The following is a 25,893-nucleotide window of genomic DNA, read 5'->3' on the forward strand; positions in this document are numbered from 1 at the left end:
GGCTTAGCGGATCCGCGAAGCCGGCGCAGGCGCCGACATCGCCGCCATTCGGCTGTCCGAACGGATGCGTCCATCCGAGATCTCGACGCGCCGGCCGCACAATGCGGCCACGTCCTCGTCATGGGTCACCACGATCACTGCGGTCCCGAATTCGCGATGCGCATCGCCGATGATGCCCATGACCGATTGGCCCGTCTGCACGTCGAGGCTTCCTGTCGGCTCGTCCGCAAGGAGAAGCTTCGGACGGTTGCCAAGCGCCCGCGCAATTGCAAGCCGCTGGCGTTCGCCGCCGGAAAGCTCGGCCGGCCGTAGCGTAGCGCGATCGGCAAGACCGAAATGCGCCAGCAGTTCCAGCGCGCGAACGCTGCGCTGCCGCGCTCCGCCGAGGTTTCCCAACAGCGCCACCTCGATGTTCTCGCGCGCCGACAAGGACTGGAGCAGGGAGAAATTCTGGAAAACGATACCGATCCTGCTGGCCCGGACGGCTGCCCAGGCAGCCCTTCCATTGATGGCCCGTCCTTCGAACCGGACTTCGCCGCGGGTCGGCCGGTCGAGCCCGCAGATAAGGTTCAGGATTGTGGACTTGCCGCTGCCACTGCGGCCGACAATTGCGACGGTCTCGTCGGTCCCGATCGCCAGCGACACATCCTCAACGGCGACAATGCGGCCGCCGTCGAAGTCGCGGCCGACATTGCTCAATTCGACGAGGGCGGACATGAGCACCGGCGAGGAGTCATACTCGGCCTTTCCTGAGATCGGCGACAAGCGCGGGGATCGAGCCGCCATTGCCGGCGAGCAGCTGGCCAATGCGATCCCGCTGCTGCACGGTCACCGAGCCGCCGTCGACAAAGACATCGCCGATGCACAATTGTCCGCGGCAGTGGCGCACACGCCAGTCCACGGAGGTCGGGCCGTGGAGCGGCCGGCGGAATTCGCTACGCACGAGGATGTCGCCGTTGGCCAGAGCCTTTGTGCCGAGCACGGTGAAACTCTTGTCCTGCGTCCGCTCGAGCTTGTCGGCCAGCCTGTGGGCGATGGCATAAAGCAGCGCATCGACCACGGCGGCGCGGTCGTCCGCACTGGCGCTGCGCCAATGCGCCCCGAGCACGGCTTGGGCGATCCCCTTTCCGTCGAAGGCAGCGGAGATCGAACGCAGCTGCGCCTTGGCGGGTCCACCGTGCCCAAGCACAATCGCCGCCTGGCGCACGGTCTCAACCAGCTTGGCCGCATCGCTCTGCTCATCGGCAGATGCCGAAAGCGGTGGGGCGCAGATGGCGAGCAACAAAGGGACAACCAGCAGCCGCGCCAAAGCTGCCCAGCTTGTCTGCGACCATAGGCCTGCTGTCATCATCCCATGTCACCCAATGCGCGGTTGACTGTCAATATTGAGCGTCTCGCGAGCCAGCGCAGGCGCATCCCCGAAGCTGGAAGCGAGCGCTTCGAGGCGGGCTACGCGCGCTTTCTGCCCTTCCGTCAGGTCGGGATGGCGGTTGCGCAGCTGTTTGCCAAATGCCGCGGCGACTTGCAGCATGCGCTCCTCGCAGCCGCGGGAAAATGGCAGGTCCAGTTCGCGGTAGATCCGTTTCATCTCGCCCATCGGGTCGGCAATGAGATCCTGTAGCCGCACCTCTGCGAAGTCGGCGGCTGGAATCCGGGCTCTATCTGCCAGATAGTGCATCTCCGTCGCGAGATAATCGCGCGTGATGATCTCCTCCTGCTCGTCCTCGGGCAGCGGCGACTGCAGGGCGAATGCACGCTGCAACTCGCGCGTCAGAACAAGGTTGGACCGGAACACCGCTTCCGGCGAACGGGAGATGTGGACAAACTTGGCACCCGGGAACAGTTCCAGCAGGGTGCGGACGCGGGCCGTATGGCTCGGCGACTTGAGCAGAAGTCGCCGCCCGCCTGCGACGAGAGTGAGCTTCTGGACGAATGCGAATTGATGTGAGCGCCAGCGGCTCAGCTCGTCCGCCGAAAGCGCGTCGAGATCGTGATATCGATTGAAGAAGGCTTGCCGGCGGGGAAGCACGGCGCGTCCAGCCAGGATCGACATCCCACCCAGATTGTTCAATGCGAAGTCGTCCTCCGCCGGCAGCCTGGCGCCCACCGGCACGACCGCGTCGAGGCGCGTCAACGGCAGCAAGGGCACGAAAAGGGTGCGCAGGAAAGCCCAGCCAAGGACGAATGTCTGAGGCGCCAGAACCTGCGGCCAGCTCGGCGATCTCAAACTTGGGTCTGCTGCCAGCAGGTTCTGCAAAAACGTCGTCCCGGATCGGAAGTAACCAAGGACGAACACGGGCGCGTTGTCCCGCTCCATCCGGGGAGGCCGCAGCCGCAGCCATGCTGCAAGGATCAGGCGCTCCGGCAGGGAGGCGATCGTGTTGATGCCGGAAAGCAGGAGCAGGAGCACCAGGCGTGGCCAATAAGCGGGAGGGAACTGGCCTTCCGCGCGCCATAAGACCCGCAATACGGCGTCAAGCGGCGCCACGCACATGAAGTGCGGATACGGCAAGTAGGGCACCAGCCAGCGGGCTGCGAAAGCACGGACGCGGTGCCGGACAGTGTTCGACTTCATCAGGCAGTCCGGAACATCATGGTCTCTGTCGTCAATCCGGGCCCGAACGCCATGCCGCAGCCGAGCAGGCCCGACGGCTCCTTCAGCATTTCGGCCATCACGAACATCACGGTTGCTGACGACATGTTGCCGTATCGCCGAAGCACTTCGCGCGATGCTGCTAGCGCGGTCGGCTCCAGTTTGAGCGCCCGCTCGACTGCGTCGAGCACCGAGCGGCCGCCAGGATGCACCGCCCACAAATCGATCTCCTTGGCGGGCCTGCCGCCGAGGATGGCCGGATGCTCGTTGCGCAGCGTCTCCCGGACGGCGCCGGGAACCTGGCCGGACAGCACCATGTCGAACCCGTCGTCGCGGATGTGCCAGCTCATCAGCTCCTTGCGCTCCGCCGCCACGATGGCGTGGAAGCTTTCGAGCAGGATGCCATGCGGTTCGGCCGTCACCAGCGAGGCCGCGCAACCGTCGCCCCATAGGCAGAACGAGATCAGTTTCTCGAGCTTCGTGGCTTCCTTGAAATGCAGCGTGCACAATTCGATGTTGACGACCAGCACGCGTGCGCTCGGATCCGAGCGCACGATGTGGCGTGAAAGCTTCAAGGCATTGATGGCGGCATGGCATCCCATGAAGCCGACGATGGTACGCTCGACCGACGTCGACAGGCCGCATCGCTGCACCAGCTCCAGGTCGATGCCAGGCGCTGAAAAGCCGGTGCAACTTGTCACGATCAAATGCGTGATCAGCGAGCGGTCGTCGTTGGCCAGAAGTTTGTCGACGGCCTTTTGCGCGAGCTCCGGCGCGGCGGCTTCGTACATCCGCATACGGATTGCGGTGCTGGCGAACGAGCCTTTGACCGAGGTGCCGTCGCGGTCTATTGCCCCGCCGTGCGGATCGTCGGCAGGCGCAAAGCAGGAATAGCGATGTTCGATCCCGGCCAGAGCGACCATCCGCTCGAAGAGCGCAAGGCCTTGTGGATCGTTTTCAAGCAGCGAGGCTCCATAGCCGAGGAAGAATTGATGCACGTCGTGTTCGGGGACACACGTGGCAATGCCATTCAGATACGCTTGTGGGGACAAGATAGCTCCGAGAATGAGCCCAATCGGGTCTCATAAGAGGTCTGCGTATTGGGGAAGCGTTCATAAGGTAAACGCCTGCATAGGGCATTTTATTGCGCGGCGCCGATATTTCTCATTAGCAAACTGTGATATCAGCCTCCGATCTTGCATAAGGGACCGACCTTCGCTTCGTCATCCGGGTTGAGTTCACATGCGAGTTCCGCGATGAACAGTGCGCGCGGCCATGAAGGTACGACCGAATTCTATTGCCGGATTGCCCCGCTGAGGCCCTAGATTTCCGATCCAGCGCATGACCGACATAAACATCCGGCATCTAGAGCCAGAACTCCTTGACGGCCTCCCGGCCGATGACCCCCGTGCGATTGCATCCCGTCGCGACCTCGTCCGCATCAATGCATTGATGTTCCAGGCCAGGATCATGGCATCGCTGATGCGAGCGAACGTGCAAAAGCCACCGCTGCGCATCCTCGAAATAGGCGCCGGCGACGGAAAGTTCATGCTGACGGTGGCGCGGCTGATGGCGCGCTATTGGCCCGACGTCGAGATCGTCATGGTCGACAGGATCGGCCTGATAGGCGAGGACTTGCGCAACTCTTTCGCTGAATTGGGTTGGCGGGCGCAACCCGTAACTGCAGATCTGTTCGATTGGACACAGGACAGGCCCTTCGACCTTGTTTGCGCCAACCTTGTCCTCCATCACTTCGATGACATGCGCCTGCTGGAGCTATTTTCTCGGATCATGACGATGGCCCCGATACTCGTCGCGACGGAGCCATTGAGAGCCAAGGGGCCACTTGTGGCGACACGGTTCCTGCGATTGATCGGCGCCTGCGCAGTAACGCTGAACGATGCGGCGCAAAGTGTCCGCGCCGGTTTTCGCGGCACGGAACTTTCACAATTGTGGCAACTGTCAGGTGGAACGCCTGTGATGGAGGGCCGCAGAGGCCTGTTCACGCAAGGTTTTGTCGGTGCCAGCATGCCCGACACGAAATGATGCACGACGCAATTGTCATCGGCGCCGGCCCTGCCGGCAGCTCCACCGCCATTGCGCTCGCCCAACGGGGTTGGTCGGTGGCAATGGTGGAGAAGGTGCTGTTTCCTCGCCGAAAGGTCTGCGGCGAGTTTATGTCAGGCACCAGCCTTGCCTTGCTCGATCAGTTGGGCGTTGGCGAGAGCTGGCGCGCGGAAGCCGGGCCCGAAATACGTCGGGTCGGGTTCTTTTCGGGCGATGTCTCTGCGCAGGCCCGAATGCCGACCGCCATGACGGGTCTTGGCCGCGCGCTCGGCCGCGATCGTTTGGACACCATCCTGCTACAGGCCGCCGAACGTGCGGGCGTCGAAATTCTCCAGCCTTGCAAGGCGGTCGCTGTTCGTCGGCGCGATGACTTGCAATTTGTGACTGTGGAGTCGGGCCGGCAACAGAAGGTCCTCAGCGCACCTGTCATCATTGCCGCGCACGGATCCTGGGAAAGCGGGAAACTACCGAGCCAGCTTGAAAGAACGAGCCAACCTTCCGACCTTTTCGGGTTCAAGGCGCATTTTACCGGCGCCGCGCTGGCGCCCGACTTGATGCCGCTGCTCGTATTCCCAGGCGGATATGGTGGGATGGTGACGGCGGACCATGGCCGGGTTTCAATCTCCTGTTGCATCCGCCGCGATGTTCTAGCCGGGCTTCGCCAGCGCTTTGGAAATCTTGCGGCGGCGGATGCAGTATCGCGCCATGTCCTGGCCTCGTGCCGAGGCGTAGCAACTGTGCTGGCTGGTGCCGAATTGGATGGCCCCTGGCTGGCTGCGGGACCGATTCATCCCGGTATCCGGGCTGGCTACGATCAGGGCATCTTCCGCGTCGGCAACATCGCAGGTGAGTCGCATCCCGTCATCGCCGAGGGGATTTCGATGGCGCTGCAATCGGGCTGGCTGCTTGCGCGAGAACTGATCGCATCGGGCAAAGGTCACGAGGGCCGCGACGCCGCCGGTCATCGCTACGAACGCGAATGGCGTCGGCAATTCTCGACGCGTCTGCGGGCCGCGGCCTTGATTGCCCGGATAGCGCTTGGGCCAGGTGGCGCGACGGCCATGCGCGCCGTGATCAAGAGTTTTCCGGCGGCTTTGACGATTGGCGCGCGACTGAGTGGAAAGACCCAGCCCGTTCCAGGCTTTTGACGTCCAGATTGCGGCGACGAAACCTTCCGAGGCTCCGGAATTGGAGCATCGCTTCCCGCCAATGGCCGGGATGGCTGTGATCAGCTTTGACCGCCTTCGCCTCAGCTCGTATGCGCGACGAGCTTGTCCACCGTTTCGGGGAAGAAGTCGGGCGCCGAGCGGCGCTTACCGAACATCATGTCGTATTGGATGAGCCGGAAATCGTTGATCTTCGGGTCGATCTGCTTCTGCCTCGCCCAGTCCGGGGTGGCTTCGCCCGAGGGCGACAGGAGCAGGTTGCGGTCGACCACCCGGTAGTGTTCGCGCAGCGCGCCGAGGAAACCGGTGTAATAGGGGTGGGTGATGCCTGCGGTGGTCAGGATATGGTAGGGCAGGAAGGCCGGGCTTACCGAGCCCAGGTTCTGCACCGGACCGGAGCGGTTCGACCAGATCACCAGCGGCGTGTCGTGATGCTCGATCGCGGCGCCGGCGTTAGGTTCCCTGCGCGGCGCGACATTGTCCTTGAGATAGCCCGTCTCGACATAGACCGGTCCCAGCGGCGGCAGATGGTCGCCGAAGAAGGCGATGATCGTCGGCCGCTGGCGCGCCTTCGCCCAGTCGATGAGGCGCTTAAGGCCATGGTCGGCGTCGGCCGAGCCTTCGGCATAGGAGAGCAGCGATTCTCGCGCCCAGGAGCTGATCGGCGCATCGACCGAATGCGTCGGGTTGCTGTAGCGGTAAGGCTCGTAAGGCCCATGGTTCTGCAGGCTGACCGCAAAAAAGAACACCGGGTCGTCGCTGGCATCGGCCTCGCGGATGATCTCGTCGGTCATTGCCGCGTCGGAGGCAAGCGGGCCGCGCTTTTCCATCGGCGGCAGCGTCTCTTCAGACTTGAAGTCCTTGAAGCCGAAATCAGCATAGACCGCGCCGCGGTTCCAAAACCAGTTGGTGCCAGGATGGATGGCACGCGCATAGTAACCTTCGCTCTTCAGGAAGGTCGCCAGCGACGGGGTCGGGGTGCGCACATATTGCTGATAGGGGATCGAGCCAGCCGGCAGGAAGGCGTTGGAAAAGCCGGTCAGCGCCTCGAACTCGATGTTGGCGGTCATGCCGCCGAACTCAGGCGAGAACATCGAGCCGGAGCGCAAGGCGCGCACTGTCGGGATCGGGTCGGGCTTGATGGTGACGCCGGGCAACTGCGTCGGATCCCAGAAGGATTCGCTCATCACCACCACGATATCCGGCTTCTCGTCCGGCACCGAAGCGGCGACGCCGGGGCGCTGGATCGCGGCCATCGCCTTTTCGGTGTAGCCGGGCGGCGCCGAGACATGCGCCATCGGCACGTTCATCGCGAAAGCCAGCGCAAAGCCGTTGGAGGCGTAGTTTTCCTTCTGGTCCCACATGATCGGGATGATCTGCAGCCGGTCGCGCGTCCACGAGAAGGTGGCATAGTCCATGATCGAGACGAAGAAGGCGAGCAGCGGCACGGCAAGCGCCAGCCGCGCCAGGCGGCCTTTGCGGCTGAGGATCGGCACCCGCCTGCGCCAGGTCCGCCAGCCGTAGACAAGCAGCGTTAGCCCGCCGACGATGCCGACCGCCAGCATGACGGCCGTCCACGGCCGCTCGCGCACCAGAAGCGGCATCAGCGCCACGATCTGGCGGGCGAACAGGAAATCCGTCGGATAGAGCGGATCGCCGAGATAGTGCGATTTCTGGTGGCCGACAAAGGCCAGCGCCAGCGTCAGCGGCGCCACGATCATCAGGCTCTGGTGACTGCGCCCGAGTATGGCGTCCAGCCCGACCAGCACCAGGGCGAAGACGATTATGGTTGTCCAGCCCGGCTTGAACGGCTGCAGGAAGAAATCGACCGTGCCGAAGAAATCGCCGCGCACGATCAACTCGATCGCGAATACGAGGAGGGCGGAGACGAGAAGCGTCGTCAGGCCGTAGCGTACAGTCGGCCAGGCCCGTCCCGGCAGGTAGCCGGTGGACGGATCGTCTTCCAAAAACTGCGGCACGGGCTTGGCCGCGCCTTTTCTGATCCTTGCCACTCTACTTCCCCCGGCCAACGCGACACGCCTTCCACGCCCGTCACGCTTCTGTCATCGAAATGTCACGCAAAGCTAGCGCCTGTGGCGGAAATAAGAAGAGCCAGCAAACTAAACGTGAGCGGTTTTCATCAGGTGTGATCGCCAAAAAGCCTTTCGGAACAGGGAGTCAGCTGGGTTTTCCGGCTGAAATGCTGGCTGAAGAGGCGCCGGCGGGCTTGACTTGGCTGTGCGCCTTGCGCCAGAGGCAGGGAAAAACCAGCCTCTGGAGAGACCCAAAATGGCCGTCGCATTCACCTTTCCGGGACAGGGCAGCCAGGCCGTCGGCATGGGCAGGGACCTCGCCGATCAATTCCCCGAAGCGCGCCGCGTCTTCGAGGAAGTGGACGCCGCGCTCGGCGAAAACCTGTCGAAACTCATCTGGGAAGGACCGGAAGAGACGCTGACGCTGACCGCCAACGCCCAGCCGGCGCTGATGGCGGTGTCGCTGGCGGCGATGCGGGCGCTTGAAGCGCGCGGCCTCTCGCTGAAGGACAAGGTGGCCTATGTGGCTGGTCATTCGCTGGGCGAATATTCCGCGCTTGCCGCAGCTGGCTTCGTTTCGGTCGGCGACGCGGCGCGGCTGCTTCGGACCCGCGGCAACGCCATGCAGGCGGCGGTGCCAGCCGGCGAGGGCGCCATGGCCGCCATCATCGGTCTCGAGCAGGCCGATGTCGAAGCGGCATGCGCGGAAGCGGCCAAAGGCTCCGTCTGCCAGGTCGCCAACGACAATGGCGGCGGCCAGCTGGTGATTTCGGGCGCCAGGGCGGCGGTCGAACTGGCGGCGAAGCTGTGCACCGAAAAGGGCGCCAAGCGGGCGCTGATGCTGCAGGTGTCCGCGCCCTTCCACTCGGCGCTGATGGCGCCGGCGGCAGATATCATGCGCGAGGCGCTGGCGGGTGTGGCGAAGCAGGTGCCGGTGGTTCCGGTCGTCTCCAACGTGACGGTGACGCCGACCAGCGACCCTGATGAGATCGCTCGCCGCCTGGTCGCGCAGGTGACCGGCCGCGTGCGCTGGCGCGAGACGGTGGAATGGTTCGGCGCCAACGGCGTCGCGACGCTTTACGAGGTCGGCGCCGGCAAGGTGCTGTCGGGCCTGGCACGCCGCATCAACCGCGACCTCGCCACCGGCGCCATCGGCACGGCGGCGGAAGTCGAGGCGGCACTGGCGGCGCTTGGCTAAGGATCGCTCGAACGTTACCGGAGGTGTCGAATGTCTCCTTCGAAGATTGGTCGAAGCAAAACCGAGCACATGGAGGAGGACTATCGCATTGCAGCTGAGGTTGTGGAACGCATTCGGCGCGGTGACGAGGATGTCCTGACGACCGAAGATTTCTGGCATGGCCTGGATGATTTGACGTATACGGAACCGGGATCGCCCGCGGCGCATTCGGAAAAATGAGGTTGAGAAAATGTTCGAACTGACCGGCCGCAAGGCGCTCGTCACCGGCGCAACAGGGGGCATCGGCGAAGCGATCGCCAGGGTGCTGCACAGCCAGGGCGCTATCGTCGGCCTGCACGGCACCCGTGTGGAGAAGCTGGAAGCCCTGGCGGGCGAATTGGGCGACCGCGTAAAACTGTTTCCAGCGGACCTGACCAACCGCGACGCTGTCAAGGCGCTCGGACAGAAGGCTGAAGCCGACCTCGAGGGCGTCGATATCCTGGTCAACAATGCCGGCATCACCAAGGACGGCCTGTTCGTGCGCATGTCGGACGCCGACTGGGATTCTGTGATCGAGGTCAACCTCACCGCCGTGTTCCGGCTCACCCGCGAACTCACCCATCCCATGATGCGCCGCCGCCATGGCCGCATCATCAACATCACTTCGGTGGTCGGCGTCACCGGCAATCCCGGGCAGACCAATTACTGCGCATCCAAGGCCGGCATGATCGGCTTTTCCAAGTCGCTTGCGCAGGAAATCGCCACCCGCAACATCACCGTCAACTGCGTCGCCCCGGGCTTCATCGAATCGGCCATGACCGACAAGCTCAACGACAAGCAGAAAGAGACGATCATGGCCGCGATCCCGACAAGACGCATGGGCACCAGCGTTGAAGTGGCGTCGGCCGTCGCCTATCTCGCCTCCAACGAGGCGGCCTACGTGACCGGCCAGACCATTCACGTCAACGGCGGCATGGCGATGATCTGAGGCATGGGCGGGCGCCTGTGAAAACAGCCATTTCGGCTTGGACGCCTGCCATTTTTCGTGTAATGCGGCCCGCAACCCGGCGGTTCGGGCAAAAACCGGTCCTGTGGCGTGCGTTGCCCGCAAGACCATCTTTCAGCTTGATTAGCGGCATTCCGCCCGCTAACGAAGATAGACAACTTAAGACGAGGATTGCCCCAAATGAGTGACACCGCAGAGCGCGTCAAGAAGATCGTCATCGAGCATCTCGGCGTCGACGCCGACAAGGTGACGGAGCAGGCGAGCTTCATCGACGACCTGGGCGCGGACAGCCTCGACACGGTCGAACTCGTCATGGCGTTCGAAGAAGAGTTCGGCGTCGAGATTCCGGACGATGCGGCCGAGACCATCCTGACCGTCGGCGATGCCGTGAAGTATATCGACAAGGCCTCGGCCTGAGTTCTTTCGCAGGCATTATCGGGGAGGACCTGCGATGAGGCGTGTCGTCGTCACGGGCCTTGGCCTGCTTTCGCCGTTTGGCATGGGCGTCGAGCACAGCTGGCGGGAATTGCTCTCCGGCCGCAGCGCTTGCCGCCGCGTCACCGAATTCGAGGTGGACGATCTTGCCTGCAAGATCGCCCACATCATCCCGCGCGGCGACGGCTCGAACGGCACCTTCAATCCGGAGGCCGTGCTCGAGCCGAAGGAACTGCGCAAGATCGGCGAGTTCATCCTCTATGGCATCGCCGCCGCCGACGAGGCGCTGGCCGATTCCGGCTGGAAGCCCCAGACGCATGAGGACCAGTGCGCCACCGGCGTGCTGATCGGCTCCGGCATCGGCGGTATCGACGGCATCGCCGAAAACGCGATGATCCTGAAGGAGCGCGGCCCGCGCCGCATCAGCCCCTTCTTCATCCCTGGACAGATCATCAATTTGGTCTCGGGCCAAGTCTCCATCCGCCACGGCCTGAAAGGCCCGAACCATGCGGTCGTCACCGCCTGCTCGACCGGCGCGCACGCCATTGGCGACGCCGCCCGGCTGATCATGTGGGGCGACGCCGATGTGATGCTGGCCGGCGGTGCCGAGGCGCCGATCACCCGGCTATCGATTGCCGGCTTCGCCGCCTGCCGGGCGCTCTCCACCGAGCGCAATGACAGCCCCGAAACAGCTTCGCGTCCCTATGATCGCGACCGCGACGGCTTCGTCATGGGCGAGGGCGCCGGCGTTGTCGTCTTGGAAGAGCTGGAGCATGCCAAGGCGCGCGGCGCCAAGATCTATGCGGAAGTCACCGGCTATGGCCTGACCGGCGACGCCCATCACATCACCGCGCCGGCCGAAGACGGCGATGGCGCCTTCCGCTGCATGACGGCGGCGCTTAACCGGGCGAAGCTCTCGCCGGCCGACATCGACTACATCAACGCGCACGGCACCTCGACCATGGCCGACACGATCGAGCTCGGCGCGGTCGAGCGCCTGGTCGGCAATGCCGCCTCGAAGATCTCGATGTCGTCGACCAAGTCGTCGATCGGCCATCTGCTGGGCGCCGCGGGTGCCGCGGAAGCGATCTTCTCGATCCTGGCCATCCGCGACAACATCGCGCCGGCGACCATCAATCTCGACAATCCGGAACGCGAGACGGCGATCGATCTTGTGCCGAACAAGCCACGCCAGCGCCAGATCGACGTCGCGCTGTCGAATTCCTTCGGCTTCGGCGGCACCAACGCCTCGCTCGTGTTCCAGCGTTACAATGGCTGAAGGGCCAGCCGGAGCAATCCTAGGAAAAGTGCGCAGCGGTTTTCTACCCGGGATTGCTCAGAGACAGACAACCAGCCGGCAGTTCCGCCACCTGCCGTCATTTTTGCCAAATTCTCCCCTAGCTTTTTGCCGGGGGATTCGTTGCAAGATCAGACGGTAGGGCGCGCCATGAGCACAAATCCGGGCAGCACAAATCCGGGCGGCGACGGGGAATTCGGACGGCAAGGCACAAAGGGGCCGATCACGCCGAAGACCGCGGCCGAGGCGTTGCGCCCGGAAGCCGGCACGCCGCCGCCGTCGAAGCGCTCGCGCGCCTCGCGCAGCCAAGTCGTCGTCTTCCTCAATTTCTTCCTCTCCATGGTCATCCTGGTCGTGCTCGCCTCGGGTGTCGCGCTCTATTTCGGCATGCAGGCTTTCGTCGAGCCCGGCCCATCCGCCAATGGCGACACCTTCCTGATCAAGCCGAGCACCGGCGTGCAGGAGATCGCCGACCAGTTGGAACGCCGCAACCTGATCAGCGATGCCCGCGTCTTCCGGCTGGGCGTGCGCGCCACGGGCAATGAATCGGCGCTGAAGGCTGGCGAGTACGCCATCAAGCCGCGCGCCTCGATGCGCGACATCATGGAGCTCTTCAAGAGCGGCAAGTCGGTCATGTACTCGCTCACCATTCCCGAGGGGCTGACGGTCGAGCAGGCGCTGCAGCGGGTCGCCGATCAGGAGGCGCTGACCGGCGATATGCCGCCGGCCTTGCCGCCGGAGGGCAGCATCGCCACCGACACGCTGCGCTTTACCCGCGGCGCCACAAGGCAGCAGATGGTCGATAAGCTGATCGCCGACCAGAAGAAGCTGGTCGACGACGTCTGGTCGCACCGCGCGCCCGACCTGCCGATCGCCAACATCGACGACTTCGTCACGCTCGCCTCGATCGTCGAAAAGGAGACGGGCAGGAGCGACGAGCGCTCGCGCGTCGCCGCGGTGTTCCTCAACCGCCTGGCCAAGGGCATGCGGCTGCAGTCCGACCCGACCATCATCTACGGCCTCTTCGGCGGCAAGGGAAAGCCGGCGGACCGGCCGATCTACCAGTCGGACCTCGACAAGCAGACGCCCTACAACACCTACATGATCAAGGGCCTGCCGCCGACGCCGATCGCCAATCCGGGTCGCGCGGCGCTCGAAGCGGTCGCCAATCCGTCGAAGACCGACGACCTCTATTTCGTCGCCGACGGCAATGGCGGCCATGTCTTCGCGGCGACGCTGGAAGAGCATAACCAGAACGTTGCCCGCTACCGGGCGCTGCAGAAGAAGCAGGCGGACGCCGCCGCCAAGGCTTCCGGCCAGACGACGGCGCCGGCCGCTCCCGATGGCAACGGCGACAGCGGCGATGCCGGTGCCAATGGCGGCAGCGGCGAGAACGGCGACGCCGGCGGCGGCGGCGCGCAATAGGCGCAATGCATGTCGCCCAAAAGTGCGCAGCGGTTTTGGGAAAACGACTTGCATCAAACGCACTGCATGTCGCCCAAAAGTGCGCAGCGGTTTTGGGAAAACGACATGCATCAAACGGAAGTACGCGTCCTTTGACGCGAGGCCGTATTCATGTTTTGAGGGGGCGCCGGCCTTTCGTCCGGCGATGTTTGGGGCGCGCAGCGCTGGGCCAAGCATGCCTTGGCTGCGACAGGGGGACGACAGGGCAATGAGCCTGCAAAGCATGACCGGTTTTGCGCGGTCCGCCGCCGAAAGTGATGGCACCTCGATCGCCTGGGAGGTGAAATCGGTGAACGGCAAGAGCGCCGAGGTGAGGCTGAGGTTGCCGCAGGGTTTCGACCGGCTGGAGACGGCGGTCCGGCAGACGATTCAGAAGGGCTTTGCGCGCGGCAACTTCCAGGCGACGTTGACCGTCGGCCGCGCCGCCGCCAGGCAAGTCCAGCCGGTGGTCAACGAGGCGTTCCTCAAGGATCTGGCGGGGCTGGCCAAGCGTTTGCAGGATCAGTTCGGCACCGAGCCCGCCACCGCGGATGGCCTGCTTTCCCTGCGCGGGGTGCTCGACATCCCAGAGGCCGTGGAGACCGAGGAGGAGCGGGCTACCCTCGATGCCACGATCCTGTCGGCGCTCGAGGCGGTGCTCGCCGGCCTTGAACAGGCGCGCCTCGGTGAGGGCGCGGCACTTGGCGCGCTTCTTTCCGGCCATGTCGACACCATCGAGACGCTGACGCTGAAGGCGGAGGCCGACCCCTCGCGCGAACCCGCGGCGATCCGCGCGCGCATCGCCGAGCAGATGCGTCTGTTGATGGATGCCTCGGCCAATCTCGATGCCGTCCGGCTGCACCAGGAAGCGGCCTTCCTCGCCACCAAGGCCGATATCCGCGAGGAGATCGACCGGCTGAAGACACATGTCGCTTCGGCGCGGGCGCTGCTCAAAAGCGGTGGCGCCGTTGGCCGCAAGCTCGATTTTCTCGCGCAGGAATTCAACCGCGAATCGAATACGTTGTGCTCGAAGTCCAACGCCGCCGCGGTCACCGCGATCGGGCTGGAGCTCAAAGCGGTGGTCGACCAGTTTCGCGAGCAGGTCCAGAATCTGGAGTGACGGGGATGGTTGCCAAGGAACCGACGGCCGCCAGGGATCTGGGGTCCCGCATCCGCCGTCGTGGATTGATGCTGGTGCTGTCGTCGCCGTCGGGCGCCGGCAAGTCGACGATCGCGCGCAATCTTCTGGAAAGCGATGGAAGTCTCGAGCTTTCGGTCTCTGTCACGACAAGGCCGCGCCGCGGCTCGGAAATCGAGGGTGTCCACTATCACTTCCGCACCATGCGCGAGTTCGAGCGGTTGCGCGACTCCGACGCGTTGCTCGAATGGGCCGAGGTGCACGGCAATTGCTATGCGACGCCGCGTGAGCCCGCGGAAATCGCGCTGGCCGAAGGCCGCGACATGCTCTTCGACATCGACTGGCAGGGCGCCCAGCAACTCAAGGAGAAGATGCGAGCCGATATCGTTTCGATCTTCATCCTGCCGCCGTCGATGAAGGAATTGAAGGCGCGCCTAAAGCGTCGCGCCGAGGACCAGGAATCCGTCATCGAGACCAGGCTGAAGAACGCCCGCCTCGAGATCGAGCATTGGAAGGAATACGACTTCGTCATCGTCAACGACGATCTCGACCGCGCCTTCGCCGAGGTCCGCGCCATCGTGACGGCGGAGCGGCTTCGGCGCGACAGGCGCCCCGGCCTGTTCGATTTCATTTCGGGGTTGCTGGACGAGAAGACGACGTAGGCTGGCCGGACAAGCCGGATAAATAGCGTCAGCTGTCTGCAAGATCGTCCGGCCAGCGCTGTGCTCCATGAAGCACACGCAGGATTCGAATCCTGCTCTCAGCTATCTGATAGGCCGCGACATATGGCGTGCCGACGATGACAAGCTCTCGTGTTCCTGAAAGCCTGCCGGTACGGCCGCTCTCGGGAAAGTCACGGAGACGGCCTATCGCAGCGACAATCCGCTCATCGATCGCGGCCGCGGCGGCAGGGTTGTCAGCCTCGATATGCGTGAATATCCCATCGCGATCCGAAAGTGCGAATGCCGACCATACGATCTTCAAGATCTAGGCTCATTGACCTTGCGACGTGCTGCAGCGCGTCTTTCGGCAAAGTGCGACTCGACTTGTTCGTCAGGAATGTCGGCTCGGGTGTCGTCCAGAGCCTCGCGCACCTTGGCGCGAAACCACACATCGTAAGCCTCACTGTTTGCGAGCAGATCGATGGGCAACGCGCCCTCGTTGGCGGTTCGGGTAAGAAGTATCCGCACCGCATCCGAAACCGTGAGTCCCATGCTTTCGAGCACCGCGGAAGCCCGATCCCGGATATCGGCGTCGATACGCGTCTGGACAAGTGCGTTCGTTGGCATGGCCATCTCCTTTGCCATGAATGTAATGCGTTTGAATGACGGTTGCCAGCGCAACTTTCCCTTAGGAGCGCCATACTTTTGCAGGTTCGCGCCGCCCCTCATCTGCCTGCCGGCATCTTCTCCCCGTAAACGGGGCGAAGAGAACTACACCGCGTTCGTCAACCTGACGAACTCCTCGACGCTCAGCGTTTCCGCCCGACGCGTCGAGTCGATGCCGGCGCGGGTCAGCAGCGCCTCGCCACCCAGGCTCTTCACGCTTTGCCTGAGCATCTTGCGGCGCTGGCCGAAGGCGGCCTCCGTGACGCGGCCCAACTTTCTGGCGTCCACGGGCAGGGGAGATGGGCGAGGCACCAGATGCACCACCGATGAGGTGACCTTCGGCGGCGGCGTGAACGCCTGCGGCGGCACGTCGAAGGCGATCCTCGCCTCGGTGCGCCAGCCGGCAAGCACGCCGAGCCGGCCATAGGCGTCGCTGCCCGGGGCCGCGGTGATGCGCTCCGCCACCTCGCGCTGGAACATCAGCGTCATCGATTGGTAGAAGGGCGGCCAGTCGGCCACCGTCAGCCAGCGGATCAGAAGCTCCGTGCCGATATTGTAGGGAAGGTTGGCGACGATCTTCACAGGCGCGCCGTTCGCCGCGCCGGCGAGCGCGGCAAAATCCTTCTTCAGCGCATCGCCGGGAATGACCTCGAGCCGGCCGGGATAATGGTTGGAAACCTCGGCCAGCGCTTCGAGGCAGCGCTCGTCGCGCTCGATGGCGATCACGCGCCGCGCGCCGTTGAAGAGCAGTGCCCGCGTCAGTCCGCCTGGGCCCGGACCGACCTCGATCACCGTCGCCTCGCCGAGATCTCCGGCGGCGCGCGCGATCCTGCCTGTCAGGTTGAGGTCGAGCAGAAAATTCTGCCCGAGCGCCTTCTTGGCCTGCAGGCCATGCCGCTCGATCACCTCGCGCAGCGGCGGCAACCCGTCGATTGTGGTGCGTCCGCTCAATGCATCCTCACGCGGCGGCCTGCCGTCCGCTGTCGGCCAGCCGACGCGCCAGCCTCAACGCGGCGATCAGGCTGTCGGCGCGCGCGATGCCCTTGCCGGCGATGTCGAAAGCGGTGCCGTGGTCGGGCGAAGTGCGGATGAAGGGCAGGCCGAGCGTCACGTTGACCGCCTCGTCGAAGGCTAAAGTCTTGGCCGGGATCAGCGCCTGGTCGTGATACATGCAGAGCGCCGCGTCATAGGCGGCGCGCGCGCGCGGATGAAACATCGTGTCGGCCGGCAGCGGTCCGATCGCGTCGATGCCTTCCGCCTGCAACATCTCGACGGCGGGAGCGACGATCGCTGCATCCTCCAGCCCCATGGCGCCGCCTTCGCCGGCATGCGGGTTGAGCCCGGCGATCGCAAGCCTCGGCCGCGCGATGCCGAAGCGGCTCTTGAGATTGGCGGCGGTGATGCGCGCGGTTGCGACGATCAGCTCCGTCGTGAGCATTTTCGGCACGTCGGCCAAGGCGATGTGGATGGTCACCGGAACGGTGCGCAGGTCCGGTCCGGCCAGCATCATCACCGGCGTCACGTCCCTGCCGGTGTGGCGCGAGGCCAGATGCGCCAGATACTCTGTGTGGCCCGGAAAGCCAAATCCGGCATCATAGAGCGGCTTCTTGGCGATCGGGCAGGTGACTATCGCCGCGGCGCGGCCGGCGAGGCAGTCCGCGACGGCGCGGTCGATGGCTTCGATCGTGCCTGCGGCATTGGCCGGGTCCGGCTCTCCCGGGCTGTCGACATGGCGCGCATAAAGCGGCACGACGGGCAGCGCGCGGGAAAAATGATGCGCTGCCTGTCGTGGCAGCGTCTCGGCAATCGCAACATTTGCGCCGACCAGGCGGGCGCGGGCTTCGATCAAAGCGGGGTCGGCAAGCAGGTAGAAGGGCGGCACGCCGGCGCTGTCGCCGGCCTGCCAGGCGGCGATGGCGATCTCGGGCCCGATGCCCGAGGGATCGCCGACGCTGAGCGCCAGCGGCGCATCGGTCTTCTGCGCGCTCATGCGGTGGGCCGGCTGCGGTATCGCACGCTTGTCGCTCTAGCGTTCGACGATCTTGGCCTTCTGGCGCAGCTCGGCGACATATTTCTTGCTGAGTTCGTCGGCGTCCTTGTCGTTGCTGCCTTCTGCCTGGAACACCATCTGCGCGGCCTTGTCGTCGGAAACATCGCGCGAGGAGCAGACGCCGATGAATTCGACGCCGCGCTCGGTCTCGCGGGTCGGCGTCGCGGCGCCGACCTTGGTCGCCTTGATCTGCTCGGCCCAGTCGGACGGCAATTGTGGCGCCAGCACGCGGCCGAGGTCGCGCACGGTGACGTCGATCAGGCCCTTGGCGAAGTCGCGCGTGGTGTTGCAGCCGCTGAAGCGAGCGCGCATGGCGTCGGCCTCGCGCTTGCGTTTGGCGAGCGTGGCGGCGCGCTCCGACGCGGGCACCACGAAGATTACCTGCTGCAGCATGTATTCCGTCGCGGTCGGCTTGGCGCCGCCCTTGTCCAGCATGCGCCGCACGGCATCCTGCTCGGTCACCGAGCCGCCTTCGCCGGAGCGGTAGCGCGCGCTGAGGGCCTGGTTCCAGGCCATCTGGGCACGGATGAATTCCTTGAAGTGTTCCTTGGTGACGCCCGATTGCGCCATAATCGCGTCGAGTTTCGCCAGCGGCATCTTGTTGCCCGAAGCGAAGCGCTGGTAGGCGGCGTCGACCTGCTGGTCGCTGATGCGGATGCCGAGCCGCTTGGCTTCGGCCAGCCGCAGCGTCTGGTCGATCATCTCCTGCGCGGCATCGCCCTTCTTGTGCTGCAGCTTGAAGAAGGCTGCGCGGTGCGCGATATCGCCGGTGGTGATCGCTATGTTGTTGACGACATACTTGATCTCAGCGGCGAAAGCAGGCTGCACGACAGCCGTGACCGAAACCGAGGCCGCTGCCACCAGAAGCGCGAATCCCGCTGAAAACAGGTATTTCCTCATCTTACCTTCCCAATCTTCCCCACCATGACGGCGCCGCGCGTCCTCCGAACGCCTGCGCGATGCGGTCGACCCCATTGCCCGTCTTATGCGGCGAAACGATGTCGCCGGCTCATGACGCCTAGAATCGAGCCTATACTCAGGGGATCAGGCGCCAAATCAAGACCAAACCACCATCAGCGCCGAGCGACGCACGGCTCCGTACGCCCACCCTTGGTCACTGGATGGTATCGACCGCGCTTGTTGACGAACCGAAATCGCCGAGCGTGCGGAACGACAGGTTGAAACCGATGTTCTGCGACACTTCCTTGGTGACGGTGTCACGCGTCTGCGAATACGTCATGATGTAAGTGAAGCAGGAATCGTTGTAGGCGAAGCCGACACCGTCCTTGACCAGCACATTTGTCTGGATGTCGTAAGTGCCGGTGCCGAACAGCCGCCAGTTCTGCGCCACATGGGTCGAGGCGCCGAGCGTGAGCTCATGGCGGTCGGTGGTGAAGCCATAGAGCGGCTGCGCCTCGATGAAGGCATATTTGGCGCTGAGCGATATCGGCAGGCTGGAATAGGCGGCCTTCACTTCGGCGCGCCTGACCTCGAAGGTCTGCTCGTCGAAACGCCCGCTCAGCGAGCCGGAGAAACCGCTCGGGCTGTTGAAGCCGACAAGGCCGACATAATCCGAGGTCGGCTTGTCCAGACCGGACTCGGCCCCGACATTGACGAGATCGGGCGCGGCAAAAGAGTTTTCGCCCGCGAGCTGATAGGACTGGCCGAAGATGGCGTTCGTGCCCCAGCCATTGTCATAGGCGCCTGAATAGCGGAAGCCGACATTGGCGCGCGTGCCGCCTTCTATGCGGTCGTAGCCCGAGAATTTGTCGCGCTCGAACAGCGTGGTGGCGTCGAAGACGAAGCTCTGCGCGTCTTCGTTGGGGATCGCCAGTCCGCCGACATATTGCTCGTTCGGACGCACGAAGACCTGCGCGGTCGGTTCCAGGATGTGGCTGGAACTGGGCATCGAGAACAACAGCGGCCAGCGCGCCTCGAGCCCGAGCGTGGCCATGTAGCGGGCAAGCGACGAGCGCATGTCCACGTCCTGGCCGAGATTCGTCGCCATCTGGTTGACGGCATCGAGCGAAGCCGAATTGGCGTTGACATAGCCGGCGTCGCCGCGCAACGCGAGCAAGGGCGTCAGTTGCAGGCCGTTATCGGTGGTGAAGGTGCGCTTCCACTCAGCTTCCGCCGTCAGCCGGCTCGACTCGCCTTCGATGCCGCGCACGTTGTTGATCGAATTCGGATCGCTGCCATCGGCGAGCACGGCGTCCAGCCGGTTGCGGCTGATCACGCGCGCGTTGACGTTGAACGACAACTGGCCGCCGGCCACCGAGGTGTCGGGGATATAGGCGTAGTCGAGCGACGGCAGCACCCAGGGTTGCTTGGCAGCGCGCGCTGTCGGGTCGCTGGAGAGCGTGTCTTCCTGCACCTCGAAGCGCATGGCACGGACATCGAAATAATTGCGGTCGCTCAAGCCCGTCAGATAGATCGACGACTGGTGGACGAGGTCGCTGTAGCCGTCGATGTTGTAGGTGCGCGAGAATTCCTTGTCGGTCTGGAGCAGCACGTCCCAGCCGAAATTCCAGCGCTCGTTGATGGCGAACTGGCCCTTGGTGCCCATCATGCCGCGGAACTTGTTCGGATCGTTGGCAGGCCCGGAATTCACATTATGGCCGGCCGAATCTACAAACGCATCGGGATCCTGCTGGTTGATGCCGGCGATCTTCAGCGTGTACTGGCCGTTGTTGAAGCGCTGGCGCCACTCGGCCTCGCCGAGGAAACCCTGCTTGGTATAGCCGCTGCCGGTGACGGTCAGGTCATAGGTCGGAGACAGCGCGAAGTAATAGGGGACTTTGACGCCGACGCCGAGATGGTTGTTGTAGACGATACCGGGGATCAGGAAGCCGCTCTTGCGCTTCACCGTCGGGTCGGCGATCTCGAAGGCCGGCAGGTAGGCGAGCGGGAAGCCGAAGAACTCGAAATTCGAGTTCTCGAAGCGGACCGTCTTCTTCTCGCCGTTCCAGATGATCTTGCGCGCCTTGACGCGCCAGGTCGGCGCTTTGTCCGGCTTGTCCTCGCAAGGTTCGCAGGCGGTGTAGACGCCGTTGTGGAAGGTGGTGAGCACGCCGCCCATGCGCTCGGCGCTCTCGGCGGCGAAATAAGCCTTGTCGATCGTCTCGACACGCAGCGCGTTGAGAAAACCGTCGGCGAAATCGTCGGTGATGTCGATATGGTCGGAATTGACCTTGGTGCCGTCGCTGTTGATCAACTCGACGGCGCCGCTGGCGACGAGGCGCTTGGTGTCGCGATTGTAGACCACACGCTGGGCGACCAGCTTGTTGCCGCCATAGTCGATCTGCACGCCGCCGACGGCCGTCACCGTATGCTTGTCGTTGTCATAGACAAGCGTATCGGCGGCCAGCAGCATCTGCGTGCCGGAAGGGACGGACTTGGCAGCGATCGTCTGCGCCAGCGCGGGCACCGTCGGCACCGCACAGGCGAACAGACACGCCAAGGCGGTCGCCCCATAGAGGCGTGCCAGACCGGCCTGCCTATGGCTGCGCAAAACCGCCTCCCTCACTAGCCGTCTTCCTTGTATAGCAGAAACGTCACCCCAAAGAACATAGCCACGACAACCGGAACCCATGCAGCCACCACAGTAGGCACGAATCCGGCGACACCGAATGCCTTGACCAGTACCGAAACGACATAAAGCAGAAAGCCGGCCACGACGCCACCCAGAATCATCGTTGCCGACTGCCCCATTCGCGCAAATCTCATTGAAACCGTTGCAGCAATCAGCGTCATGGCCACGAGAAGGAACGGCAATGCCACAAGCGAATTAAATTGCATGGCGAAGGCGTTTGCCTTGAGTCCGAAGGAACGGGCGACCTCGATCTTGCGCGGCAGCTCGTAGAAGGGGATGGTTTCCGGACGCGCCAGCCGCTCCTGCACGAATTCCGGCTTCAGATTCGTCGGCACCTTGTCGGACGCCAGCGTCTGGATATTGCCGCCCTTGAAGACCTTGACGTCCTGCAATTCCCAATAGCCGTCGCGCAGGAAGGCCTTGGCGGCATCCTTGCGCTCGGTGATGTTGCCCTCATGGTCGAGGACGAAAAACACCGCATCCGCCATCTCCAGCCCCTGGTTGAGGATGGCGCGGGCGCCGATGATGGTGTCGCCCGATTCGGTCTTTTGCCGAAGCCACGGCGTGACATTGGTGGTGACTGCATTCGACTTGCCGGCCCGCAGGTCGTTCTCCATCTGCTCGGACCAGGAAAAGCCATGCGCGGCGATCGGGTTGATGATGGCGACCGACAGCACGCCGAACATCAGCGCGCCGACGCAGCAGGGGAACAGAAACTGCCAGGCCGAGACGCCGGCCGAGCGCGCAATCACCAGCTCGTAACGGCGGTTGAGCGACACCAGCGTCGCCATTGCCGAGAACAGCCCGACGAACGGCACCGTCTGCAGCATGATCATCGGCATCCTGAGCGCCGAAATGGCGAAGGCAATGCCGTAGGTGAAGCCGGGCAACCCGGTCGTGCGGCCGGAAAGCTCGGTAAAGTCGATCAGGAACACCAGCGCCAGCAGGCCCAGGAAGAACCAGAAGGTGATCGAGACGTAGCGGAAGAAGAAATAGCGGCCCAGCGTCCAGCCCATGGTCAGGCTCCCTGGCCGGAAGTGCGCCGGGCGAGCCAGAGCTTGAATGCCGTCCAATTGTCGCCAGTGCGCTTGGCAAGGTTCGTCAGCCAGTCGGCCCAACTGACCGGCAATTCCATGGTGCGCGAGGAAACGATGAACCAGATCGAAACCGCTGAGGCGATGATGGGTATGCCGTAGAGCAGGTAGACGTAATACCAGACCTTGTCGGCCTTGCCGGCGGCGAAGAAGCCCAGCCATCGCACGAAAAGCGCGATTGCGATCGCCGTGATCAGCGGATTGATGCGCGACTCGCGATGCGAGCGCGCATCGCCCGCGACCGCAAGCGCGATCAGCGCGAACACAAGCGAATAGGACCATTCGGCGAAGCGCTGGTTGAGTTCCGCCCGGTAGCTGCCGGGTTCGCGCTGGAACATCTTGTCGTTGGGATCCGGGTTGAGCAGATACGCCGTCGTCCGGTCCTTGGGCAAAAGCGTGATGTCGTTCGCCGCCGACATGAAGGCCGACATGTCGAAGGCGTAAGAGGTGAAGCGGATGACGGAGAGGTCGCCGGTCACCGACTTGCGGTTGATGACGCCGTCATTCATCATCAGCACCTTCTCGTCGCCCTTTTCGACGATGCTGCCGGTCTTGGCGTAATAGGTGAGGCTGGCCCCTTCCTCGCGCGAATCGGCGACGAAGATGCCGCCGAGCCGGTTGCCGGGAAGCCGTTCGCCGACCTGCAGGTAAAGGCCCTCGTCGATCTTGCGGAACGTGCCTTCCTGGATGATCAGCGACACGAGGTCGGCGCGCGAGGCCGCCACCAACTGGCGGTTTTTCTGCCTGGCATAGGGGTCGGCGGCGTTGTCGACGATGAAGGAAAACGCGCAGGCAAAAGCCGCGAGCAGCAGGATCGGCCGCGCGATCGTCCAGCGCGAGGCGCCTGCGGCGCCGAGCACGGCCAGCTCCGAATCGGTGTTCATCGCGCTCAGCGTCTGCGCCACCGCCACCACCAGGGCGAATGGCACCACGATCGGGATGATGGAGGGGATGATGAGCGCCGCGACTTCGAAGAAGGTCAGCGCCGACTGGCCGTTGTCGGTGACGAGATCGATTTTGGCCAGCACCTGCGTCGTCCACACGATCGCCAGCGTCCAGACCAGCGATGCGAGGAACATCGTCAGCGCGCGGCGCATGATGTAGCGTTCAACGACCTTCATGAAGGCTTTTTCTCGATTTTGCCGAACGGCATCATGCCCGCCGACAAGGTAGTGATCCGGCAACGCCCGCACAACTGGGTCATAGGCGGCTCGCTCCGGTTCGTCGCCCCACGCCGCGTGCCCCGGCGCGGCGGAGTCTCCGCGTCAATGGATAAGAAATGCAAAACATCGATGGTTAACAGCACGTTACGGCGGCAAGCTAAGGTCGTGCCGGGGCGAATCCTTTGTCTATGGTGGCGCTGATATAGACAGCGATTTCGGCCAAAGTCTTGCCAAATGGCTGAAAACGACCAAATGTCGCGCACGCTTGCCAAACGCGTTGCTCGCCAAGAAATACCCTTTGCCGGCACCTTCCGCCATCCCCGAAAGCAGGACCTGATGACGTCGAGACCTTCCATTTCTTTCGCCAAGTTTGCCGCGCCGAAAAAGGGCAGCGTCTTCGTGTTCGCGGCCGATGGCGGTGGGCTCGGCGAGGCGGCGAAGGCCTGCGATCCGGTCGGCGCGCTGGCACGCGCCTTTCCGGTCGCGGATTTTTCCGGCAAGTTCGCAAGCTCGGCCGAGGTGCTGGCGCCGGAAGGAACTTCGGTCGACCGGCTGGTGGCGATCGGCGCCGGCAAGGTCTCGAGCCTCGACGACAATGCCTGGCTGAAGCTCGGTGGGGTCATTGCCGCTTCGCTGCGCAAGGCGGCCGAGGGGGCCGTCATCCTCGATCTGCCCGAACTGCAGCCCGACGGCCGCCAGGCGGCCAACCTAGCCGCCGGCATGCTGCTGCGCAGTTATTCCTTCGATAAATACAAGACCAGGAAAGACAAGGAAGACGGGCAATCTGACGCGAAGGGCGCCAAGAAGGCCGAGGCGGCGAAGCCCGCGAGGATAACCATCCAGTGCGCCGACCCCGCGGCCGCGAAGAAGGCGTTTGCGGGCGAGGAAGCCGTGACCGATGGCGTGCTGCTTGCGCGCGATCTCGTCAACGAGCCGGCCAATGCGCTCGGGCCTGTCGAATTCGCCGAACGCGTCAAGGCGCTGGAGCAGCTCGGCGTCGAGGTCGAGATCCTGGCTGAAAAAGAGATGAAGAAGCTCGGCATGGGTTCTCTGCTCGGCGTTGCGCAAGGCTCGCCGCGCGGCGCGCGCTTGGCGGTGATGCGCTGGAACGGCGGCAAGGCCAAGGATGCGCCGCTTGCCTTCATCGGCAAGGGCGTCACCTTCGACACCGGCGGCAATTCGATGAAGCCGGCCTCCGGCATGGAGGACATGAAGGGCGACATGGGCGGCGCGGCCGCCGTCACCGGCCTGATGCACGCGCTCGCCGCGCGCAAGGCCAAGGCCAATGTGGTCGGCATCATCGGCCTGGTCGAGAACGCCGTCGACGGCCATGCCCAGCGCCCCGGCGACATCGTCACATCGATGTCTGGCCAGACCATCGAAGTGCTCAATACCGACGCGGAAGGCCGCCTCGTCCTGGCCGACGCGCTCTGGTACGCCAACGACCGTTTCAAGCCGAAATTCATGATCAATCTGGCGACGCTCACCGGCGCTGTCATGGTGGCGCTCGGCCAGCATTATGCCGGCCTGTTCTCAAACAATGACGAGCTTGCCGGCCGGCTTTTCGGCGCCGGCCAGGCCAGCCAAGAGCGGCTGTGGCGCATGCCGCTCGGGCCCGAATACGACAAGCTGATCGATTCCAAGAACGCCGACATGAAGAATATCGGCGGCCGCTATGGCGGCGCCATCATCGCCGCGCAGTTCCTGCAGCGCTTCGTCAAGGACACGCCCTGGGCGCATCTCGACATCGCCGGCACCGCGATGGGCGCGCCGTCGAGCGAGATCAACCAGTCCTGGGGCTCGGGCTTCGGCGTGAGGTTGCTCGACAGGCTGGTGCGCGATCACTACGAAGGGTAGGGGATGGCCGACATCCTGTTCTACCATTTGACCGAATCGACGCTCGAGGAGGCGCTGCCCGGCCTGCTCGAGCGCAGCGTCGAGCGCGGCTGGCGCGCGGTGGTGCAGACCGGCACCGAGGAGCGTCGCGACGCGCTCGACCAGCATCTGTGGATTTTCCGCGACGATTCCTTTCTGGCGCATGCCACCGACCGCGAGGCCTATCCGGCCGAACAGCCGGTCCTGCTCACCACGGGCGAGGGCAACCAGAACGCGGCGCAGGTCCGCTTCCTGGTCGACGGCGCAAGCCCGCCCGAACTATCGGGCTACGAGCGCGCCGTCTTCCTTTTCGACGGCCATGACGCCGCGCAGCTCGAAGGCGCGCGGACGCATTGGAAGACGCTGAAGGAAGCCGGCCACGCCGTGACCTACTGGCAGCAGACGCCCGACCGTCGCTGGGAGCGCAAGGCGTGAG

The 25,893-nt window shown here is 64.1% G+C and carries 25 protein-coding genes; 12 read left to right on the top strand and 13 right to left on the bottom strand.

The genetic code is table 11. The features are described 5' to 3' along the window. Nucleotides 1-3 precede the first annotated feature (3 nt). From FJ424_RS06550 to FJ424_RS06565, 4 genes are read right to left on the bottom strand one after another with little or no spacing between them, the layout of a single operon-like run. On the bottom strand, nucleotides 4-717 hold the full coding sequence (locus FJ424_RS06550) for an ABC transporter ATP-binding protein (RefSeq protein ID WP_140651787.1): 714 nt from the start codon (nucleotides 715-717) through the stop codon (nucleotides 4-6). 16 nt (nucleotides 718-733) lie between these two features. Beyond that, entirely contained in the window at nucleotides 734-1,351 is a 618-nt protein-coding gene (locus FJ424_RS06555; protein ID WP_140651789.1) for an ABC transporter substrate-binding protein, read from the bottom strand. 6 nt (nucleotides 1,352-1,357) lie between these two features. Beyond that, nucleotides 1,358-2,575 (bottom strand): sulfotransferase, encoded by a 1,218-nt coding sequence (locus FJ424_RS06560; protein ID WP_140651791.1) that lies wholly within the window; start codon nucleotides 2,573-2,575, stop codon nucleotides 1,358-1,360. Next, nucleotides 2,575-3,591, bottom strand: a complete 1,017-nt coding sequence (locus tag FJ424_RS06565; protein ID WP_246677162.1) for a type III polyketide synthase — start codon at nucleotides 3,589-3,591, stop codon at nucleotides 2,575-2,577. Before FJ424_RS06565 ends, FJ424_RS06560 begins: the two co-directional genes overlap by 1 nt. A gap of 343 nt (nucleotides 3,592-3,934) precedes the next feature. Here FJ424_RS06565 and FJ424_RS06570 point away from each other — a divergent pair, with 343 nt between their 5' ends. Both FJ424_RS06570 and FJ424_RS06575 read left to right on the top strand, forming a co-directional pair. Continuing rightward, on the top strand, nucleotides 3,935-4,639 hold the full coding sequence (locus tag FJ424_RS06570; protein WP_140651794.1) for a class I SAM-dependent methyltransferase: 705 nt from the start codon (nucleotides 3,935-3,937) through the stop codon (nucleotides 4,637-4,639). Then, nucleotides 4,636-5,808, top strand: coding sequence for an NAD(P)/FAD-dependent oxidoreductase (locus tag FJ424_RS06575; RefSeq protein WP_140651796.1), 1,173 nt, complete (start codon nucleotides 4,636-4,638; stop codon nucleotides 5,806-5,808). The genes FJ424_RS06570 and FJ424_RS06575 overlap by 4 nt, the downstream gene beginning before the upstream one ends. Nucleotides 5,809-5,909: 101 nt before the next feature. Here FJ424_RS06575 and FJ424_RS06580 read toward each other — a convergent pair whose 3' ends face one another. After that, on the bottom strand, nucleotides 5,910-7,838 hold the full coding sequence (locus tag FJ424_RS06580; RefSeq protein ID WP_140651797.1) for an LTA synthase family protein: 1,929 nt from the start codon (nucleotides 7,836-7,838) through the stop codon (nucleotides 5,910-5,912). Between the two features lie 277 nt (nucleotides 7,839-8,115). Between FJ424_RS06580 and fabD the strand changes: the two genes are divergently transcribed. The 8 genes from fabD to gmk all read left to right on the top strand — a co-directional run bounded on the left by fabD (nucleotide 8,116) and on the right by gmk (nucleotide 15,017). After that, complete coding sequence (gene fabD / locus FJ424_RS06585; RefSeq protein ID WP_140651799.1) at nucleotides 8,116-9,057, top strand: ACP S-malonyltransferase; 942 nt, start codon at nucleotides 8,116-8,118, stop codon at nucleotides 9,055-9,057. A gap of 30 nt (nucleotides 9,058-9,087) precedes the next feature. Beyond that, a complete protein-coding gene (locus FJ424_RS06590) occupies nucleotides 9,088-9,276 on the top strand; it encodes a hypothetical protein (RefSeq protein ID WP_140644484.1) in 189 nt (62 codons plus the stop codon). A gap of 10 nt (nucleotides 9,277-9,286) precedes the next feature. After that, a complete protein-coding gene (gene fabG, locus FJ424_RS06595) occupies nucleotides 9,287-10,024 on the top strand; it encodes a 3-oxoacyl-[acyl-carrier-protein] reductase (protein ID WP_140540844.1) in 738 nt (245 codons plus the stop codon). A gap of 198 nt (nucleotides 10,025-10,222) precedes the next feature. Then, nucleotides 10,223-10,459, top strand: coding sequence for an acyl carrier protein (locus FJ424_RS06600; protein ID WP_006203723.1), 237 nt, complete (start codon nucleotides 10,223-10,225; stop codon nucleotides 10,457-10,459). Between the two features lie 34 nt (nucleotides 10,460-10,493). Continuing rightward, nucleotides 10,494-11,756: a beta-ketoacyl-ACP synthase II gene (fabF, locus tag FJ424_RS06605; protein WP_140651801.1), complete on the top strand. Its 1,263-nt coding sequence runs from the start codon at nucleotides 10,494-10,496 to the stop codon at nucleotides 11,754-11,756. A gap of 168 nt (nucleotides 11,757-11,924) precedes the next feature. Next, complete coding sequence (mltG, locus tag FJ424_RS06610) at nucleotides 11,925-13,199, top strand: endolytic transglycosylase MltG (RefSeq protein ID WP_140651803.1); 1,275 nt, start codon at nucleotides 11,925-11,927, stop codon at nucleotides 13,197-13,199. A 247-nt stretch (nucleotides 13,200-13,446) separates the two neighbouring features. After that, complete coding sequence (locus tag FJ424_RS06615; RefSeq protein ID WP_140651805.1) at nucleotides 13,447-14,337, top strand: YicC/YloC family endoribonuclease; 891 nt, start codon at nucleotides 13,447-13,449, stop codon at nucleotides 14,335-14,337. 5 nt (nucleotides 14,338-14,342) lie between these two features. Then, entirely contained in the window at nucleotides 14,343-15,017 is a 675-nt protein-coding gene (gene gmk / locus FJ424_RS06620; RefSeq protein WP_140651807.1) for a guanylate kinase, read from the top strand. 28 nt (nucleotides 15,018-15,045) lie between these two features. On the opposite strand, the gene FJ424_RS06625 is transcribed toward gmk, so the two are convergent. From FJ424_RS06625 to lptF, 8 genes are all read right to left on the bottom strand, one after another. Beyond that, nucleotides 15,046-15,339, bottom strand: a complete 294-nt coding sequence (locus FJ424_RS06625) for a type II toxin-antitoxin system RelE/ParE family toxin (protein WP_140651809.1) — start codon at nucleotides 15,337-15,339, stop codon at nucleotides 15,046-15,048. Then, entirely contained in the window at nucleotides 15,336-15,644 is a 309-nt protein-coding gene (locus FJ424_RS06630) for a type II toxin-antitoxin system RelB/DinJ family antitoxin (RefSeq protein ID WP_140651811.1), read from the bottom strand. The genes FJ424_RS06625 and FJ424_RS06630 overlap by 4 nt, the downstream gene beginning before the upstream one ends. A gap of 144 nt (nucleotides 15,645-15,788) precedes the next feature. Further along, the gene (gene rsmA, locus FJ424_RS06635) at nucleotides 15,789-16,634 is read right to left on the bottom strand and encodes a 16S rRNA (adenine(1518)-N(6)/adenine(1519)-N(6))-dimethyltransferase RsmA (protein ID WP_140651813.1); all 846 of its coding nucleotides are present in this window, start codon (nucleotides 16,632-16,634) and stop codon (nucleotides 15,789-15,791) included. 7 nt (nucleotides 16,635-16,641) lie between these two features. Further along, a complete protein-coding gene (gene pdxA, locus FJ424_RS06640) occupies nucleotides 16,642-17,673 on the bottom strand; it encodes a 4-hydroxythreonine-4-phosphate dehydrogenase PdxA (RefSeq protein WP_140651814.1) in 1,032 nt (343 codons plus the stop codon). 36 nt (nucleotides 17,674-17,709) lie between these two features. Then, nucleotides 17,710-18,633, bottom strand: coding sequence for a peptidylprolyl isomerase (locus FJ424_RS06645; protein ID WP_140651816.1), 924 nt, complete (start codon nucleotides 18,631-18,633; stop codon nucleotides 17,710-17,712). 214 nt (nucleotides 18,634-18,847) lie between these two features. Further along, entirely contained in the window at nucleotides 18,848-21,259 is a 2,412-nt protein-coding gene (locus FJ424_RS06650; protein ID WP_181181980.1) for an LPS-assembly protein LptD, read from the bottom strand. Beyond that, nucleotides 21,259-22,341 (bottom strand): LPS export ABC transporter permease LptG, encoded by a 1,083-nt coding sequence (gene lptG, locus FJ424_RS06655; RefSeq protein ID WP_140644493.1) that lies wholly within the window; start codon nucleotides 22,339-22,341, stop codon nucleotides 21,259-21,261. The genes FJ424_RS06650 and lptG overlap by 1 nt, the downstream gene beginning before the upstream one ends. Nucleotides 22,342-22,343: 2 nt before the next feature. Beyond that, a complete protein-coding gene (gene lptF, locus FJ424_RS06660) occupies nucleotides 22,344-23,540 on the bottom strand; it encodes an LPS export ABC transporter permease LptF (protein WP_140651818.1) in 1,197 nt (398 codons plus the stop codon). A 378-nt stretch (nucleotides 23,541-23,918) separates the two neighbouring features. Between lptF and FJ424_RS06665 the strand changes: the two genes are divergently transcribed. Together FJ424_RS06665 and FJ424_RS06670 are read left to right on the top strand one after the other, a co-directional pair. Next, the gene (locus tag FJ424_RS06665; protein WP_140651820.1) at nucleotides 23,919-25,439 is read left to right on the top strand and encodes a leucyl aminopeptidase; all 1,521 of its coding nucleotides are present in this window, start codon (nucleotides 23,919-23,921) and stop codon (nucleotides 25,437-25,439) included. Nucleotides 25,440-25,442: 3 nt separating this feature from the next. After that, on the top strand, nucleotides 25,443-25,892 hold the full coding sequence (locus FJ424_RS06670) for a DNA polymerase III subunit chi (protein WP_140651822.1): 450 nt from the start codon (nucleotides 25,443-25,445) through the stop codon (nucleotides 25,890-25,892). The last annotated feature ends 1 nt before the right edge of the window (nucleotide 25,893 follow it).

It is taken from the genome of Mesorhizobium sp. B3-1-8 (genome assembly GCF_006439495.1).
Classification (GTDB): Bacteria; Pseudomonadota; Alphaproteobacteria; order Rhizobiales; family Rhizobiaceae; genus Mesorhizobium.

Excerpts from the sequence above, each read along its gene's own strand:
- mltG (WP_140651803.1), top strand. The coding sequence starts at position 11,925 with ATGAGCACAAATCCGGGCAGCACAAATCCGGGCGGCGACGGGGAATTC.
- FJ424_RS06560 (WP_140651791.1), bottom strand. The coding sequence starts at position 2,575 with ATGAAGTCGAACACTGTCCGGCACCGCGTCCGTGCTTTCGCAGCCCGC.
- lptF (WP_140651818.1), bottom strand. The coding sequence starts at position 23,540 with ATGAAGGTCGTTGAACGCTACATCATGCGCCGCGCGCTGACGATGTTC.
- FJ424_RS06665 (WP_140651820.1), top strand. The coding sequence starts at position 23,919 with ATGACGTCGAGACCTTCCATTTCTTTCGCCAAGTTTGCCGCGCCGAAA.
- FJ424_RS06590 (WP_140644484.1), top strand. The coding sequence starts at position 9,088 with ATGTCTCCTTCGAAGATTGGTCGAAGCAAAACCGAGCACATGGAGGAG.
- FJ424_RS06645 (WP_140651816.1), bottom strand. The coding sequence starts at position 18,633 with ATGAGGAAATACCTGTTTTCAGCGGGATTCGCGCTTCTGGTGGCAGCG.
- fabG (WP_140540844.1), top strand. The coding sequence starts at position 9,287 with ATGTTCGAACTGACCGGCCGCAAGGCGCTCGTCACCGGCGCAACAGGG.
- pdxA (WP_140651814.1), bottom strand. The coding sequence starts at position 17,673 with ATGAGCGCGCAGAAGACCGATGCGCCGCTGGCGCTCAGCGTCGGCGAT.
- lptG (WP_140644493.1), bottom strand. The coding sequence starts at position 22,341 with ATGGGCTGGACGCTGGGCCGCTATTTCTTCTTCCGCTACGTCTCGATC.
- FJ424_RS06630 (WP_140651811.1), bottom strand. The coding sequence starts at position 15,644 with ATGCCAACGAACGCACTTGTCCAGACGCGTATCGACGCCGATATCCGG.
- FJ424_RS06570 (WP_140651794.1), top strand. The coding sequence starts at position 3,935 with ATGACCGACATAAACATCCGGCATCTAGAGCCAGAACTCCTTGACGGC.
- FJ424_RS06670 (WP_140651822.1), top strand. The coding sequence starts at position 25,443 with ATGGCCGACATCCTGTTCTACCATTTGACCGAATCGACGCTCGAGGAG.
- gmk (WP_140651807.1), top strand. The coding sequence starts at position 14,343 with ATGGTTGCCAAGGAACCGACGGCCGCCAGGGATCTGGGGTCCCGCATC.
- FJ424_RS06615 (WP_140651805.1), top strand. The coding sequence starts at position 13,447 with ATGAGCCTGCAAAGCATGACCGGTTTTGCGCGGTCCGCCGCCGAAAGT.
- FJ424_RS06600 (WP_006203723.1), top strand. The coding sequence starts at position 10,223 with ATGAGTGACACCGCAGAGCGCGTCAAGAAGATCGTCATCGAGCATCTC.
- FJ424_RS06555 (WP_140651789.1), bottom strand. The coding sequence starts at position 1,351 with ATGATGACAGCAGGCCTATGGTCGCAGACAAGCTGGGCAGCTTTGGCG.
- FJ424_RS06575 (WP_140651796.1), top strand. The coding sequence starts at position 4,636 with ATGATGCACGACGCAATTGTCATCGGCGCCGGCCCTGCCGGCAGCTCC.
- fabF (WP_140651801.1), top strand. The coding sequence starts at position 10,494 with ATGAGGCGTGTCGTCGTCACGGGCCTTGGCCTGCTTTCGCCGTTTGGC.
- FJ424_RS06550 (WP_140651787.1), bottom strand. The coding sequence starts at position 717 with ATGTCCGCCCTCGTCGAATTGAGCAATGTCGGCCGCGACTTCGACGGC.
- fabD (WP_140651799.1), top strand. The coding sequence starts at position 8,116 with ATGGCCGTCGCATTCACCTTTCCGGGACAGGGCAGCCAGGCCGTCGGC.